The sequence below is a fragment of the Arthrobacter sp. YN genome, from assembly GCF_002224285.1.
Taxonomy (GTDB): domain Bacteria; phylum Actinomycetota; class Actinomycetes; order Actinomycetales; family Micrococcaceae; genus Arthrobacter.
The window spans coordinates 451,147-467,122 of record NZ_CP022436.1 but is presented as its reverse complement, the minus strand read 5'-3'; the positions used below and the strand labels follow the sequence as shown (position 1 = coordinate 467,122).

The following is a 15,976-nucleotide window of genomic DNA, read 5'->3' as shown; positions in this document are numbered from 1 at the left end:
ATAGACATGGGGCACGACCACAACCACTCCCACGGAGTTACAGCAACCGGCAAGCATCGGAAGCGGCTCATCGCCGTCCTGGCCATCACCTTAGGGGTGGTGGGCATCCAGGTGGTTGGCGCCGTCGTGTCTGGATCCTTGGCGCTGCTGGCTGATGCGGGCCACATGCTCTCTGATGCCGCGGGCGTGTTCATCGCACTGATGGCGGCCTGGATTGCCACCCGTCCAGCCAGTGACCAGCGGACATATGGGTACCAGCGGGCCGAAGTACTGGCCGCCTTGGCAAATGCTCTGATCCTCATCGTGATCGCTGTGGTGATCATGATCGAAGCCATCCGCCGCTTCGGGGAGTCCCCGGAGATCCATACGGACGTCATGCTGTGGGCTGCCATTTTGGGTGCCGTGGCCAACCTTGTCTCGCTCCTGATCCTGCAGGGGGCGCAGAAGGAGAGCCTCAACGTACGTGGGGCCTACCTGGAGGTCCTCGGTGACCTTCTGGGTTCCATCGCGGTCATTGTGGCGGCCATCGTCATCATGACTACAGGCTTCAGCGCGGCCGACCCCATTGCTTCGGTGGTGATCGCAGTGATGATCATCCCCCGCGCCTGGCATCTGCTTCGCGACGTGGTGGACGTCCTCCTGGAGGCCACACCGAAGGGCGTGGACGTGAACATGATCCGCGAGCACATCATCGCCGTGGATGGTGTGGTGGAAGCCCACGACATCCACATCTGGACCATCACTTCCGGCGTTCCCGTGTTCTCAGCCCATGTCGTGGTGGAAGACGAAGTCCTCAACGCCAGCGGGGCGGACAGCATCCTTGACCAGTTGGGATCCTGCCTCGGCCGTCATTTCGACACCGAGCATTGCACCTTCCAGTTGGAGCCAGTGAGCCATTCGGAACACGAGTCGCACCAGCACGCCTAGCTGGTCCCGCCACCCGCACCCTCAACAGCCACCGTCCCTGCAGCGCCGTCCACGGTAACGCGCTGACCGGTGCTGATTCGCGATGTGGCGTCCGGAACCCCCACCACGGCAGGGATGCCGTACTCACGGGCCACCACTGCGCCATGGGAGTTGGGCCCACCCATCTCCATGACCAACCCTCCGGCGGTGAGGAACAACGGCGTCCAGCCGGGATCCGTTGACGGTGCCACGAGGATTTCTCCGGGCTCCAGGTGCGCGCCAACGGGGTCCATGATGACCCTCGCAGGAGCTGTGACCCGTCCCGTCGACGCCGGACTGCCGGACAAAGTGCCAGGGCGCTGGGTCCCGCTGGTCCCGGGCGCGGCTTCCGGTTCGGTGCCATCTGACATGAGCACCCGCGGTATGTGCCTCCGCCGCAGTTCCTGCCCGTAGGCGGCGCGTCGCTCAGCAACCAACTCCTGCAGGTCATCTCCGGCCAGTGCGGTCTCGGCTTCGTCGAGGTCCAGGAAAAAGATGTCCTCGGGGCGTTTGATCCGGTGCGCTGCCGCAAGCTCATTGCCGATGAGAAGCAACTGCTTCCGCGCAACAGATAGTCCCAGGACCAGGTTGTACTTGGGCAACTCGCGCAGTCCAGCGAACCTCCGTGTCCGGTCCAACGCCATGCGAACCACGGCCGCGTGCAAAGGGCTCTTGGTCCTGGCCCGCGCCACGAAACGCGCTACCTGTTCATCGGCGTCCCGGGCTGCCCGCGTGAACTGCTGGTCCGGCGCCTCTGAGCCGTCCGCGAGCCTCAAATAGTTGGTGACGACGCCAAGAATGTGAGTGGGATCGTCTGACCAGCGCGGCATGCCCAGGTCGATCTCGGCGACGGCCCGGTGCCCGAAGGTGCCCAGGAATGAGCTCACTCCGGCTTGGGCAGCGACGGGGAGCTTTTCGTCCCGATACTGCTCCGTCAGTTCTGCCGCCGTTCGACCGGTCATGGAGGCAACGGCGTCGGGGTCTTTCCGAATCTCAGCGGCAAGCTGCCACAGTGCCAGGTCCATCTCGGTGGTGATGTTGTTGGGAAGACCTCGGATCACCGTTTGGAGCTCGCTATACGGAGCTTGGTCCCCCAGGAGCTTCTTGACCAGCGCCAGCATGGCAAAGCCGAGCGCGGGAAGGGGCAGCACCTGCGGAACCGTGGCGAACACTTCTTCTCCGAGGATTCGCTGAACGTGGCCGATCCGCTGATGGGCCGTTGCTTGCTGCGGGACGGCCAAGGTGCTGCGCAGATCGGAGCCGGGTTTCTCCACGCGTACCAGTGCCGAAGCCGGGCGGAACAGGCCACGGAACAGTGTCTCGGGAACCCGGTACTTGGCCGCAACCGGAGCAACGTGGCGAATCAGTTTCAAGGGTGTCCTGGTGGTCACTGTGAAACGTGGATCGTCAAAGAGGCCACGTATGAGAACGGCTGAGCGGGCCTCCATGAGATCGAAAACCCGGGGCACGATCGCCCGGCCGACCCTGCTCCGCACCACCGCAGTGAGGTCGAAGAAGATGCGCTGCCCCGCCTCGTAGTAAGGCGGCGGGCCGGACCGGGGATCCGGAACATCGAATGCCGCGGTCCTGGCGACGGAAGAAGCGATGAGCCGGATGCCGGCCAAACCCATGGGAGTCAGTGGCCTGGTGAGGCCTTGGGCGAGGCTGAAGTTCAGGAAGGCGTGCTCGCCCGGAACGGGAGGGGTGCGCGTGGTTTGCGGGTACAGGGTAGTGATGGGCCGGGCTTGGGTGAGCCACAATTTCCCCTCATGGTCGATGGCCCACTCGGTGTCTTGCGGGGATCCGTAATGCAACTGGACCTCGCGGCCCAAGTCCACGAGCCCCAACACTTGGTGATCACTGAGGCAGGGCTGAGGGTTTGAATCGCCGGGTTGGTCCCGCGAGGACCCGGTGCTTCGTTCAACGCGTTCCGTGCCACCGCCAGGGATCGCCCTGATCTCCACTTGCCTGTCCCCCACGGTCCTTTTCACCACGGCACCGCGACGAACATCGACCACGTACTGATCCGGATCCACGGCTCCGGAAACGACGGCCTCTCCCAAACCCGGGCTGGCATCAATCACTGTCTCGTACCGGTTTCCTGTCACCGGGTTGGCGGTGAACATGACACCGGCGGTAGCTGAGTCCACCATTTCCTGCACCACAACAGCCAGGGTGACCGACGCGTGATCGATCCCGTTGGTGGTCCTGTAAGTCACGGCACGGTCTGTCCACAGCGACGCCCAGCAACGGCTCACAGCTTCCAGGACAGAATCAGCGCCCACCACGTTCAAGAAGGTGTCCTGCTGACCGGCGAAACTCGCGAAAGCCAGGTCCTCCGCGGTAGCAGAAGACCTGACGGCAACGGGGACGTCCCCTCCCATCTGCTGGTAGGCGGACCGCACCGCTTCGGCGATCCGGTGGGGTATGCCGGCGTCGAGCACCAAGGACCGTGCGCGGGCGGCAAGCCCGTTCAGCTGGTCCAACTGGGAAGCATCGGCCTCCTTCATCGCCGCAAGGACCTCGTCCAGGCCAATCGCCGAAAGGGCGTGCCGGTAGGCAGCGGTGGTCAGGCAGAATGCGGGCGGCACGGGCAGTCCGGCACTGGCCAACTCACCCAGGTTGGCCGCCTTTCCCCCCACATCAGGGAGCATGGCCCCACTGATGCCGGCGATGTCCAGAATGAGTACCCCGCTGGGCTGTTGGACATCCATGGCGCAGTGGTTCCCGCGGCCTATGCTGCGCCGAGCATTGGCCCAAACTTCTGACGGTCGGCCAGCCGGGGATCCTCACGGTCCGGAACGACCAGCACAGGACCCTTGGCATGGTGGAGGACGCCGTCCGAGGTGGAACCGAGCAGCATGCCCGCGAACCCGCCGCGTCCGCGTGTTCCCAGGACCACCAGTTCGACGCTGCGGCTGATTTCCACCAGCACGTCCACCGGTGACCCGTCCCGAAGGTCCGTCTCAATGGGAAGCTGGGGGAAGTGGCTCCTGAGCCAGGCAACACCGGCGTCAAGCTGCACCCTGATATCCGCAAAGAGGGCGTCACGGTCCAACGGAGCCGGCACCCAGGCCAAGGACCCGCTGTACTGCGGCACAGCGCAGATGACGCGGAGTTTGGCTCCCATGCGCTGCGCTTGCTCGGCCGCTTCGAGCACAGCCACGCGGGCTTGCTCGGAGCCGTCCACGCCCACCGCGACTACGTTTTCCACGGCGCGGGGCCCAGCCTTCGCGTGCTCGGCCTTGATGTGCTTGTCTTCAGTGTTTTCGCCGAGACGGTCGGCGCAGTACAGCGGGACCGTGACGGTGGGGCATTTGGCGTGGGCAGGCAATGCGCTGCTGACAGATCCCAAAAGGCGTCCAACGAAGCCGCCGCGGCCCCGGCTGCCAAATACGAGGAGCGCGGCATCTGCCGAGAGATCCAGGAGGACACCGGCAGCGTCGCCGTTCTCCACGGAAGCGTCAACGTCGATGGCATACCCGGAGATCTTGTCCATAGCCTGTTTCACTATCGCGTCCGCGCCCTCGCGGATCACCGAATCATCCACAGTTGCGTAGCCCCCATCCAGCCCTGATGCGGCAAAGATGGGAACGGAGTAGGCCGTCACGATGTGCAAGGGCAACTGACGGCGTTCGGCTTCACGTGCCGCCCACACCAACGCACACTGCCCGTGCTCAGAACCGTCAACTCCAACGACAATGCCACCTGGCGCCACTGCTTGGTCCTGGCCGTCCTGTGGCTCTTCATTGTGCCTGCTGTGCTGGTCCATGGGGCCCGCCTCTCCACCTGCTGCTTGATGTTCCGGCCATTCTGCCAGAGGTTCTCCGGCTCGGATTCCCTACTGGCGCCATTGTCAATGGCCGGGGCAGAAGAAACCTGGAAATTCCTTCTCCCAATGCCCACTATTCTCGGTCGGCAACGCCGAATCAAGGTGACTTTGGGCTATGTGTATAACGGTCCGGGCTCGGTTGCAGGGGCCACATTTTGCGCTGGGGATGAACAACGCGAACACGCGGACCCGGGAGGCTATCCATGGCAGAAAAAGTTCGGTAGTGTTCGAGTCACCGAATGGCCGGCAACCGTGTTCCACAGCACACTCCGGCCATTTATTGCGGCCGCTTGGGGAACTCGTACGCGAACCCCATGCGATGCCTAACGGCACACACGTCAAGGAGGAACCAAGCAGTGTCACTCACGCCTGATTCCGCCACGGAGCGCACCACCACCGTGGTCATCGGAGCCGGCCTGTCCGGCTTGGCAGTTGCCAGTGAGCTCAGCCGCTACGGCGTGAACTCCATAGTGGTGGACGGGTTCGGCACGTTGTCCGCAACCGGCCCGTCAGTACACACCGGTATGCTCCAACGCTGCGATGCAGCCGATCCCGCAGCCATGCAGGAGCGGAACGAGATCCTCCGCCACCTGCGGAACTACGCCGCAAGCCATCACTTGGATGTCCGCAGCACCACACGGGCTGTCCGCCTCGATTTCCTTGGCTCCGACCCTTCCCAGCAGATCGGCTATGGACTGGCTGCCAGCATGACCACTACCGGGCTCAGGACGGGGCTTCATGCCTCCGGGCCCCTTGAATCCACCCGCCGCCAGTGGGCCGTCCACACTGCCAACGGTGTTCTTCTGGCCGACCATATTGTGGTCACGCGCTGCGCGCAGAGCCAACTGCGCCGAATGCTGGCGGAACTCGGCATAGCGATCGGCCAGAACCTGGTGTCCGCAATGCGGGCCGTCGGGATGCACCTTGTAGGCGTCGGTGAGCTCATTACGCCCACACCCAAGGAAGTACTCCGGCAGGCAAAGGCTGTAGGCCAGGCGATATCGTCCAAGGTGGCCCTCCCGGCAGGGCCGGGCATCGCCACCGCGTAGCAGATCAAACCCCCGCGTTGCGCTCGGCCGCGAAACCCGGCGTTGTGCCTGGCTGTGAACTATTCCGCACATAACTTAACACCAAAGGCCGGTGTCCTCGAAGACGAACTCTTCGAAGACACCGGCCTTTGAGCTGAAGCGTGAGGCTTATGCGCCAGCGCGTACGTAGGTCAGGGGACCCGTTGCGGTCAACCAGCTGATCGGGTGGATGCCCGTCTGGTTGCCGTTGATGCCACCGCTGATGGCCTGGCCGTTGCCGATGTAGATGGCAACGTGGCCGGACTGGACGATCATGTCACCGGGCTGGGGTGAGCTGACAACCTTGCCGTAGTTCATGAACTGCATGGGACCGAGGTCGCCAACGGGGATGCCTGCGGAGCCGAGTGCGCGCTCCACCATGGCGGTGCAGTCCTGCATGATGCCGATCTGGGCGTAAGCCGAGGCAACCATGGCGGCATTGACGCCACCAACGGCCGGGGCAGCAGCAGCCGCAGGAGCAGGAACAGCAGCGGCCGGAGCGGCAGCAGCAGCCTTGGCAACAGGAGCCTTTGCGGCGGCAGTGGTGACTGCTGCCTTCTTGGCAACGGGAGCCGGAGCAACCGGTGCAGGCTTTTCGATAACCGGAGCTGCAACGGAAGCAACAGCCGGGCGCTCGAAGTTGACCGTAGCCGTAGCCAGGGCGGTTACAACCTGGGTGGGTGCGTCGGCTGAAACGGTCTCAGCGACCGTGGCCGGGCTGGAATCCCGCTGAACCGGAGCTTCAGCAGCGTGAGCTGCAATGGAGCCGGTCAACACAAGACCCGAGGCTGCAGCGATAACAGCTGCCTGGCGGCCAGCGCCGGAAGCGTTGCTGGCAACTGCCTTGGAGATGGAGATGAACGGATTAGGACGTACGCTGTCCGCCTTACGACGGCCGCGAAGAATGCGTGAAGACATGAAAGAGCCTCTCCCGATGCCTGCGAGGTTAGCTGTCGGATTCGGATGGGAGTCACCCGGCCACTATCTCCCGCTGTTGAGCGGAAGCATCGTGACTTCACCCCAAGGCACGCTCGAAAGCGGCCTAAAATGGGTTCCCCGTCTCTGCCGTAAGGTTTGTCTGCGAACGGATTCCGGACTGCGGCAGAGCTAGGCAATCAGGCCGGAAGTGCCCGCTACGTGGAACAGGCACAGGTACCACCGTACGCGATGATCACGCGGAAGTCACATTTAAGTAACGAGAAGTATGCTTCTGGCGTGTCGCAGTAACCGTTTCGAGATCTTCGCAGCTACGTAGAAAACCCCGTTATTCCGCGGGAGAATCGCCATCAGCGTCGTTCGAAGCAGCGAGTTTCCTGCGGGCTGTAACAGCCAGAAAAATAACGAGACCGACAGCAACAACCGCCAGGCCCACAATGCTCCACGGGAAGGGCTGGGAGGCATCCGCAGCTGGCTCGCTGTTACCGGTTCCCGGCGCCGCAGTTCCCGGGGCCGCGGTTCCCGCCGTCGGCACCGCTGCTGAAGGTGTCGAAGCCGACGGTGCTGAAGCGGAAGGAGAGGCGGCCGCCGAGCCGCTGGTCGTCGTCGTGCTTCCCGCGGTGGCCGTGAAGGTAAAGGTGCCCTCGATGGGGTGGGAATCGCTGCTGACGACCCGCCAGACCACCGTGTATTCGCCGGCCGGAGCTCCTTCGCGCAGCTTCTGGACCGCCTGGTTGTCGATGATCTCCACGGGGCCATCGGCCCAGTTTTCGCCACCTGCCGTGACCGTCACGCCCGAGCCGATGGCGAGCGGCCGGTTGTTGAACGTAATGGAAACCGACGCCGGGACGTCTGTGACGCTGGTGCCATTGGCCGGCGTCGTGGATTCAGCGACGTCGTGGGCGGACGCGGGTGCCGCAGAAAACAGCAAGGCGGACGCGAAGGCAAGAGCAGCGACGACGGCGGCCAGAAGCGGGCGGATGGTACGCATGGGGCGGTTTCTCCTAGTGTTGGCTTCCTTACAGACTAGGCGAATCGTCCGGAGCGCCCGTACCGGACCGCATAGGATTTGAGGGCACACTCCCCCCGATCCCCGGAGTCCTTCATGCTTAAGCAAGGTTCTGCAGTAGACCGCTACTTCAAAATTACTGAACGTGGATCCACGTACTCGCGGGAAATTCGTGGCGGCTTCGCAACGTTCTTCGCTATGAGCTACATCGTGGTGTTGAACCCGCTGATTCTCTCCGGGGCGGATTCCAGTGGGGCATCCCTCGGCTTCACGGCCGTCGCAGCTACGACGGCCTTCGTGGCGGGCATCCTGACCATCCTCATGGGTGCGTGGGCCAAGCACCCGTTCGCCGTCGCAACCGGGCTGGGCGTCAACGCCTTCGTTGCCGTCACGGTCGCCTCGCACCCGGAGCTCACCTGGCCGGACATGATGGGCCTTGTGGTCCTCTCCGGCATCACCATGCTCATCCTGGTGCTGACCGGTTTCCGGACCGCCGTGTTCAAAGCCGTACCCGAAGCGCTGAAAACGGCGATCGTGGTGGGCATCGGACTCTTCATTGCGCTGATCGGCCTGGTCAATGCAGGTTTTGTGCGCCGGATCCCCGACGCCGCCGGCACCACGGTTCCCCTGGGCCTGGGCGTGGACGGCAAGCTCATGGGCTGGCCTACCCTGGTTTTCGCAGTGGGCCTCATCCTCACCATCGCCCTGGTGGTCCGCAAGGTCCGCGGCGCCATCCTCATCGGCATCGTGGTCTCCACGGCACTGGCTGCCATCCTCGAGTTCACCCTCCACATCGGCCCCAGCTTCGATGGCAAGAACGTCAACCCGCGCGGCTGGTCTCTCGTGGCTCCCACCCTCTCGGAATGGGGCGCTCCGGACCTGTCCCTCATCGGCAAGGCCAACCCGTTCGGTGCCTTTGAGCACCTTGGGTTCATCGCAGCGGCCCTGCTGGCATTCGTGATCCTGCTGAGCATCTTCTTCGATGCCATGGGCACCATGGTGGGACTGGCCACCGAGGCCGGAACCGTGGATAAGGACGGCAACATCCCCAACGTCGACCGTGTCCTTCAGGTGGACGCCCTCGGCGCGATCGTAGGTGGTGGCGCGTCCGTTTCGTCCAACCAGATCTTTGTCGAGTCCGGCGCCGGCATCGGCGAAGGTGCCCGCACCGGCCTCGCCTCGATCGTCACAGGTGTGCTGTTCCTGGTGGCGATGTTCTTCACACCCCTGATTAACCTTGTCCCCTTCGAAGCCGTGGCCCCGGCACTGGTGGTTGTGGGCTTCATGATGGTCTCCCAGGTGGGCAAGATCGATTGGCAGGACTGGGGTGTCGGCATCCCGGCGTTCCTGACCATCTCCCTCATGCCGTTCACGTACTCGATCGCCAACGGCCTCGGTGCCGGCTTCATCTCCTACGTCCTGATCCGCACCTTCCAGGGCCGCGCCCGAGAAGTCCACCCGCTCATGTGGGCTGTGGCCGGTGCGTTCCTGCTGTTCTTCGGCATTGGAACCGTGGAGGAACTGCTGGGCGTCAAGTAGGTCTCCTGCGGACCTAAGTCCGGAGTTTCAGACACTCGCCCGGTGAGACGGCTGGTTTTCGTGTGTTCGTTCGGGTGTGCTTGAAGCATGGAAACAAGCACCACCCCCGCCGTAGACGTCAACCCCAGCCCTTGGACGGGCCGTTTCGACGGAGACGGCACTGAACACCGCCGCTGGTGGCAGGCGGTAGCACCCCTGACGTCGCCCGCGCCCGCAACCGCCTCGCGTCCCGCCGTCGTGCTTGGTTTTTGCAGCGATGCCGGAGTCCTCCGCAACCAAGGCAGGGTGGGTGCTGCGGCGGCTCCCGCCGCCATCCGCACGGCGCTGGGTCCGCTGGCGTTCCATCTTGACCGTGACGTGTTCGACGCCGGTGATGTGGTGGTGGAGGACGACTCACTGGAAGCGGGCCAAGAGCGCGCCGGACGCGCCATTTCGGAACTGCTCGACGCCGGAAACCTCACCGTGGTGCTGGGCGGCGGCCACGAAACCGCATTCGCCAGTTATCTTGGCGTGGCCGGTTCTGACACGGTCCGCGGCAAACGGCTTGGTGTCCTGAACCTGGATGCCCACTTTGACCTTCGTGACGAGCCCACACCGAGCTCGGGTACGCCGTTCCTGCAGATGGCCCACGCAGAAGCCGCCGCCGGCCGGGAACTGCAGTACGCCGTCGTCGGAATTTCGGAGCCGAACAACACGCGCACCCTCTTCGACACCGCCGATCGCCTGGGTGTGAAGTACCTGCTCGATGAGCTGTGCACCCCGGAGGCGGTGGAGATTTTCGTTGCCGATTTCCTGGCCGGCGTGGACGTGCTGTACCTGACCATCGACCTGGATGTGATGCCGGCATCCGTGGCCCCTGGGGTGAGCGCACCCGCAGCTTATGGCGTGCCTTTGCCAGTGATCAGCGCCGTCTGCCGGCAGGTTGCTGCGAGCGGGAAGCTCTTGCACCTGGACGTAGCGGAGCTGAACCCGGAGTTTGATATCGATCACCGCACCGCGAAAGTGGCTGCGCGGCTGGTGAACGCCCTGCTCGCCTAGCGTTCCCTTTTCCAGCCGCCTTCCTCCGCCTACTCTGTGGGGAGGGAAGGATGGCGATGCGCGGAACTCCTGTGCAAGACAAGTGGGCTTGGGTTGCAGGTCCGATAGCTGTGGCTCTGGGAATCGCAGCCCACATGTTCGCGGGCGGCAGCGCTCCTGCCATACCTGTCCTCCTGGCGTTCGCCGCGTTGTGCGCGCTCGCCGCCCAGCTCATTTCCCGCTGGGTTCACGGACCGCTGTTGCTGCTGCTCTTTTCCGGCTTGGCACAGCAGCTGCTGCACTTCGGCTTCGAGGCTTTCGGAGGGTACTTCCCCGGCAACGGATTCCTGGACCACTTGCACGGCGGCCCGGACTTGGGGGATGTGTCTGCCGGGGATGTGCCAATCGGGACCGCATCCGGTGGCGGCGACATCCACCTCCTCCTCTACACCCACATGGCGGCTGCGATCCTCACGCTGCTGGTGGCCGCAGGGGTGTCGTTCGCTGTGGGTCGCGCCAAGGCGTCCACAGCTTAACGGGCGGCAACCTTGCGCAACGCTGAGTCGCCTGGCGACAGCCTGGGTAGCACTGCGAAAGCCTGCGAAATGAACTTTGCCGTGCCCGCTTGAGTGCACCTAGTGTCATTGGCACGTGGTGTACCCGAGAGGCCAGGGAGCTGCCTGCAAAGCAGCGCACGCGGGTTCGAATCCCGCCACCACGTCTAAGGAAACCTGCCGCTGCGCCAACTCGCGGGGGTCGGCAGGGGTGGAAGGGGTACCTCCATACCCAGACTTCGAATGAGACGCAGGTCACCCGACTGCCAGTCATCTTACATATTTTCGGCGGTCAGCCACTATGATTGATGGGTCGCCCTCGCATGCGGCACGTAATAGGAGGCCCCCAATGACCCCTGCAATGACTGCAGAACGCGAAATTCGCCTGTCCTTCTCGAAGGCAGACGAGATCCACGACGGACTCGACCGCGCCGTGGATGCCCTGATCGAAAACGCAGCAGCAGACGCTGCCTGCGGAATTCTGGTGACGCGCCACGAGCCCGGCACCTACACCGTGGCTCTGGACGAATCCGTTCCCTTCGGCCAGACCCGCGAAGTACTCGCTGCCTGATACCCCAACGTATTTCCGGCAGCGACGCAAAACCGGGGCCCGTTCCTTTCCGCATCTACTACCCGCGGAAGGGAACGAGCCCCGGTTTTTGTTTAAGCTATGCCCTGCTTAAGCTATGCCCGGCGGAGAGTCACGCCGTCGGACTTCATGAACAGTTCCTTGCCCTCTTCGGTAACGCCCGGGCCGGAGTGCTCAAGCCACACCACGTTCCCGCTGCTGGAGATTTCCTCGACCCGGCCGGTGGCAATCACGTGGGCATACTTGACCACTTCCACCGCCTCGCCAACGTTCAGCGTCTTCCAGTCGGAAACCGTAGCCGAGTGAGCGCTTCGCCTGGACAGGACTGCTCCGCGTGCCTTCATTGAACTTCTACCCCTTTGTGGATGTTCTCTGTTGTGTATTGAGTTGTTGACGATTGACCGTCAAGCCCACAACACCGTTGTTGTGGACGTGACGTACACCATAAGTTCTACTACATTTGCCACGCCCCGGCCCTTGCGTTGCGAACAAAGACCGGGGCGTGACAAAGATGCCCATCAAATGAGCGTTTTATTCGACGTCAGGCCAAAATCCCGACGGCGGATTCGGCGGCCGCGCGGACCGCGCCGGAGCCAACCAAACGGTCAGCCGCTTCCAGTTCCGGCGACAGGAACCGATCGGTGCCCGGCCCCTGGACTACTTCACGAAGCACCTCAAGCACTGCCGTACCGGCGGGACCCGGGGTGAGTTCGCCGTCGGACATTTGAGTCCGCATGTCAATGGCGCGGGCGCTGGTGACAAGCTCGACGGCGAGCACGCGGCGAAGGTTCTCCACGGCCTTTCGCAGCTTCCGGGCAGCGTGCCAGCCCATGGACACGTGGTCTTCCTGCATGGCGGAGCTCGGAATGGAGTCCACCGATGCGGGCACGGCCAGACGCTTGTTGTCCGAGACCAGGCCGGCCTGCGTGTACTGGGCGATCATCAGGCCGGAGTCAACGCCGGGGTCTCCGGCGAGGAAGGCCGGAAGACCGTGCGAGCGGGCGGGATCGAGCATGCGGTCCGTGCGTCGCTCGGCGATGGAGCTAAGGTCCGCCACGGCGATGGCCAGGAAGTCCAGGACATAAGCCACGGGGGCGCCATGGAAGTTTCCGTTGGACGTAACGCGGCCGTCCGGGAGGACCACCGGGTTGTCGATCGCTGCGGCGAGTTCGCGGGAAGCCACCAGTGCAGCGTGGTCCACAGTGTCGCGCACGGCGCCGGCTACCTGAGGGGCACAACGCAGCGAGTAGGCATCCTGGACCTTGGTGTCGTTGATCCGGTGGGAAGCAACGATCGGCGAGTTGGACAGCACGCGGAGCATGTTGTCCGCGCTGGCAGCCTGGCCGGGGTGCGGCCTCAGCGCGGCGTGGAGCTCCGGCAGGAACACCTGGTCCGTGCCGAGCAGCGCCTCGACGCTGAGCGCGGCGGTGACATCCGCCGTCGCAAGCAGCAAACGGATGTCGGCGATGGCCATCAGGAGCATGCCGAGCATGCCTTCGGTGCCGTTGACGAGGGCCAGGCCCTCCTTCTCGGCGAGGGTGACCGGCTCGATGCCGTGCTGCGCGAGCAGCTCAGCAACAGGCGGCTTGCCAGCGGTTCCGTAGAGTTCGCCGTCGGGACCCGTTGCTTCGCCTTCGCCCATGAGGACCAGCGCACAGTGGGACAGCGGTGCGAGGTCGCCGGAGCAGCCCAGCGAACCGAACTCGCGGACCAGTGGAGTGATGCCGGCGTTGAGGACGTCCACCATGGTCTGCAGAACCACGGGGCGGACGCCTGTGCGGCCGGAGGCAAGGGTCTTGGCGCGGAGGAACATGATCCCGCGGACCACTTCGCGTTCCACGGCCGGGCCCATGCCGGCGGCGTGGCTGCGGATCAGCGACTTCTGCAGCTGGGTGCGGAGATCGTTGGGGATGTGGCGGTTGGCAAGGGCACCGAAGCCGGTGGAGATGCCGTACGCCGGAACATCGCTGGTAGCGAGATCGTCAATGTGGGCGCGGACCTTAGCCACGTTGTCCAGGGCGTCCTGGGAAATGGTCACCTTGGCGTCGTGGCGTGCGACGGCGACGACGTCTTCCGGAGTGACGCCGCTGGAGCCGAGGGTGACGGTCAGTTGCTCATTTGAAGTAATAGTCATGTTCTTAGTTCTCATTCATGGGGATGCGGACGCCGCGTTCGTTGGCGACGTCGATGGCGCGGTCGTAGCCGGCGTCGACGTGGCGGATGACGCCCATGCCGGGGTCGTTGGTCAGGAGCCGTTCCAGTTTCTGGGCTGCCAGTTCAGTGCCATCAGCCACGGAAACCTGGCCAGTGTGGATGGACCGGCCAATACCAACACCACCACCGTGGTGGATGGACACCCAGGTCGCGCCCGAAGATGCAGCGGTCAGTGCGTTCAGCAACGGCCAGTCAGCGACCGCGTCCGAGCCGTCCTTCATCGACTCGGTCTCCCGGTAGGGGGACGCCACGGAACCGGAGTCCAGGTGGTCACGGCCGATCACGATCGGAGCCTTGACCTTGCCCTCGGCGACGAGCTGGTTGAACAACAGACCAGCCTTGTGGCGTTCGCCGTACCCGAGCCAGCAAATACGTGCCGGCAGGCCCTCGAACTCCACCCGCTCGGCCGCGGCATCAATCCACTTGTGCAGGTGCTTGTTCTCCGGGAACAGCTCCTTGATGGCTTCATCGGTGACGCGGATGTCCTCCGGATCGCCCGAGAGCGCGACCCAGCGGAACGGACCCAGGCCTTCGCAGAACAACGGGCGGATGTAGGCCGGGACGAAGCCTGGGAATTCGAACGCACGGTCATACCCACCCTTCCGGGCCTCGTCACGGATCGAGTTTCCGTAATCAAAGACCTCAGCTCCGGCGTCCTGGAACTCCACCATCGCCTGGACGTGGCGGGCCATGGAAGCCTGGGCCTTCTTGGTGAACCCGTCCGGATCAGCCTCGGCTTCGGTGTGCCACTCGGCCACGGTGATGCCCTCGGGCAGGTAGGACAACGGGTCATGCGCGGACGTCTGGTCCGTGACTACATCGAACGTCACCTCGCCGGCCTTGTGGCGGCGCAGCAGTTCGGGGAAGACCTCAGCGGCGTTGCCCACGTAACCGACGGACCAGCCGCGGCGCTCATCCTTCGCGGCCTGGACCTTCGCGATCGCGGTGTCCAGATCGGTTTCGAGCTCGTCCAAGTACCGTTTCCCCACACGCCGGCGCAGGCGGGACTCGTCCACATCAACAATCAGGCACGCGCCGTCGTTCAGGGTGACAGCCAGCGGCTGGGCGCCGCCCATGCCGCCGCAACCACCGGTCAATGTCAGGGTGCCCGCCAGCGGACCTTCGGTGGAACCGGCTGCCGCCGGTGCCGGGTGGCGCCCCTCCGCGGCGAGCTTGTTCCCCACGGCGGCAAACGTCTCATATGTACCCTGCAGGATGCCCTGGGTACCGATGTAAATCCACGACCCGGCCGTCATCTGCCCGTACATCATCAGGCCCTCAGCCTCGAGCCGGCGGAACTCGGGCCACGTCGCCCAATCCCCCACCAGGTTCGAGTTCGCCAACAAAACCCGCGGTGCCCACTCATTCGTGCGGAACACACCCACCGGCTTCCCCGACTGCACCAGAAGGGTTTCATCCTTCTCCATGGTTTCCAGGGTCCGCGTAATCGCATCGAACGCGGCCCAGGAACGCGCTGCGCGGCCGGTGCCACCGTAGACGACCAGGTCGTCCGGACGCTCGGCGACCTCGGGGTCGAGGTTGTTCATCAACATGCGCAGGGGTGCTTCCGTCTGCCAGGACTTAGCAGTCAGCTCCGTACCCCGGGCAGCCTTGACCGGGCGGGCTCCTGTAGTGAAATCGGCGGGTGCCATGGTGGCTCCTTCGTCAGTGGGAAGTGTGTGCTGGAAAGATCTTCTGCTTCTACTAAAGCCCCTTTATCGCGCGGCGGGAACGGCTTTTGGAGTGGTGCTGTCCGGGATTACAGACCCACTCAACCTCTCGCATTTGAGCATCAATGAGCGCATGCTGGACCCATGGCAACGTTCCGTATATCGACCCTTGTGGCAGCACCACCCGAACAGGTTTTCGCGACCTGGACGGATCTTGACCGGTATCCCGAGTGGATCGGCGGAGTCACCCGGGCGGGCGACCTGGTTGGTTCGATTGATGAGCCCGGCAGCCGCTACACCCTGTGGTTCGGGCGGATGGCCAGTCCCACCGAAATCCTCGCCGTCCAGCGGCCTTGGCACATCCGTACCCGTTTCGGCAACGCGATATTGAAGGGCGAGTCGGACGTGACCTTCACTGCCGAAGGCGACGGCACGCGCATCAACCAAGTTTTCGTCACCCAGGGATTTATCGCCGGAATCTTCGGGCGGCTATTCGCCATGGGGTCCTACAAGGGCAGCTTCAAAGGCGAGTTGGAGACTTTCCGAAAACTCGTCGAAAGCGATACGGCATGACAGTACGAGGGCACGTCATGGACCCAAGTTC

14 protein-coding genes, 1 tRNA gene and 1 riboswitch are annotated in these 15,976 nt (G+C 63.9%); of the genes, 8 read left to right on the top strand and 7 right to left on the bottom strand.

The features are described 5' to 3' along the window. The first annotated feature begins 6 nt into the window (after nucleotides 1-6). Nucleotides 7-927, top strand: a complete 921-nt coding sequence (locus CGK93_RS02240) for a cation diffusion facilitator family transporter (protein ID WP_089593415.1) — start codon at nucleotides 7-9, stop codon at nucleotides 925-927. Here the strand turns inward: CGK93_RS02240 and CGK93_RS02235 are convergent. Next, nucleotides 924-3,659, bottom strand: a complete 2,736-nt coding sequence (locus CGK93_RS02235; RefSeq protein WP_089593414.1) for a PEP/pyruvate-binding domain-containing protein — start codon at nucleotides 3,657-3,659, stop codon at nucleotides 924-926. The genes CGK93_RS02240 and CGK93_RS02235 overlap by 4 nt on opposite strands. A 20-nt stretch (nucleotides 3,660-3,679) precedes the next feature. Further along, nucleotides 3,680-4,717 (bottom strand): universal stress protein, encoded by a 1,038-nt coding sequence (locus CGK93_RS02230; RefSeq protein ID WP_089593413.1) that lies wholly within the window; start codon nucleotides 4,715-4,717, stop codon nucleotides 3,680-3,682. A gap of 416 nt (nucleotides 4,718-5,133) precedes the next feature. On the opposite strand from CGK93_RS02230, the gene CGK93_RS02225 reads away from it, so the two are divergent. After that, a complete protein-coding gene (locus tag CGK93_RS02225) occupies nucleotides 5,134-5,826 on the top strand; it encodes an FAD-dependent monooxygenase (RefSeq protein WP_089593412.1) in 693 nt (230 codons plus the stop codon). 147 nt (nucleotides 5,827-5,973) lie between these two features. Here CGK93_RS02225 and CGK93_RS02220 read toward each other — a convergent pair whose 3' ends face one another. Continuing rightward, nucleotides 5,974-6,762, bottom strand: a complete 789-nt coding sequence (locus CGK93_RS02220) for an NlpC/P60 family protein (protein WP_089593411.1) — start codon at nucleotides 6,760-6,762, stop codon at nucleotides 5,974-5,976. Nucleotides 6,763-6,765: 3 nt separating this feature from the next. Continuing rightward, nucleotides 6,766-6,934: riboswitch (cyclic di-AMP (ydaO/yuaA leader) on the bottom strand. Nucleotides 6,935-7,108: 174 nt separating this feature from the next. Next, nucleotides 7,109-7,771 (bottom strand): copper resistance CopC family protein, encoded by a 663-nt coding sequence (locus CGK93_RS02215; protein ID WP_089593410.1) that lies wholly within the window; start codon nucleotides 7,769-7,771, stop codon nucleotides 7,109-7,111. A 114-nt stretch (nucleotides 7,772-7,885) separates the two neighbouring features. Here CGK93_RS02215 and CGK93_RS02210 point away from each other — a divergent pair, with 114 nt between their 5' ends. The 5 genes from CGK93_RS02210 to CGK93_RS02190 all read left to right on the top strand — a co-directional run bounded on the left by CGK93_RS02210 (nucleotide 7,886) and on the right by CGK93_RS02190 (nucleotide 11,470). Next, complete coding sequence (locus CGK93_RS02210; RefSeq protein ID WP_089593409.1) at nucleotides 7,886-9,328, top strand: NCS2 family permease; 1,443 nt, start codon at nucleotides 7,886-7,888, stop codon at nucleotides 9,326-9,328. Nucleotides 9,329-9,415: 87 nt separating this feature from the next. Continuing rightward, on the top strand, nucleotides 9,416-10,366 hold the full coding sequence (hutG, locus tag CGK93_RS02205; RefSeq protein ID WP_089593408.1) for a formimidoylglutamase: 951 nt from the start codon (nucleotides 9,416-9,418) through the stop codon (nucleotides 10,364-10,366). Between the two features lie 56 nt (nucleotides 10,367-10,422). Then, the gene (locus CGK93_RS02200; protein ID WP_089593407.1) at nucleotides 10,423-10,881 is read left to right on the top strand and encodes a hypothetical protein; all 459 of its coding nucleotides are present in this window, start codon (nucleotides 10,423-10,425) and stop codon (nucleotides 10,879-10,881) included. A 114-nt stretch (nucleotides 10,882-10,995) separates the two neighbouring features. Then, a tRNA-Cys gene (locus CGK93_RS02195) sits at nucleotides 10,996-11,066 on the top strand. Between the two features lie 182 nt (nucleotides 11,067-11,248). Beyond that, nucleotides 11,249-11,470, top strand: a complete 222-nt coding sequence (locus tag CGK93_RS02190; RefSeq protein ID WP_089593406.1) for a hypothetical protein — start codon at nucleotides 11,249-11,251, stop codon at nucleotides 11,468-11,470. Nucleotides 11,471-11,583: 113 nt separating this feature from the next. Here the strand turns inward: CGK93_RS02190 and CGK93_RS02185 are convergent, their stop codons facing one another. The 3 genes from CGK93_RS02185 to CGK93_RS02175 form a co-directional block, all read right to left on the bottom strand. Beyond that, nucleotides 11,584-11,832: a hypothetical protein gene (locus CGK93_RS02185; protein WP_089593405.1), complete on the bottom strand. Its 249-nt coding sequence runs from the start codon at nucleotides 11,830-11,832 to the stop codon at nucleotides 11,584-11,586. A 197-nt stretch (nucleotides 11,833-12,029) separates the two neighbouring features. Then, entirely contained in the window at nucleotides 12,030-13,622 is a 1,593-nt protein-coding gene (gene hutH, locus CGK93_RS02180) for a histidine ammonia-lyase (protein ID WP_089593404.1), read from the bottom strand. A gap of 4 nt (nucleotides 13,623-13,626) precedes the next feature. Continuing rightward, the gene (locus tag CGK93_RS02175) at nucleotides 13,627-15,354 is read right to left on the bottom strand and encodes a urocanate hydratase (RefSeq protein WP_089593403.1); all 1,728 of its coding nucleotides are present in this window, start codon (nucleotides 15,352-15,354) and stop codon (nucleotides 13,627-13,629) included. Nucleotides 15,355-15,516: 162 nt separating this feature from the next. On the opposite strand from CGK93_RS02175, the gene CGK93_RS02170 reads away from it, so the two are divergent. Beyond that, nucleotides 15,517-15,945: an SRPBCC family protein gene (locus CGK93_RS02170; protein ID WP_089593402.1), complete on the top strand. Its 429-nt coding sequence runs from the start codon at nucleotides 15,517-15,519 to the stop codon at nucleotides 15,943-15,945. Nucleotides 15,946-15,976: the final 31 nt, after the last annotated feature.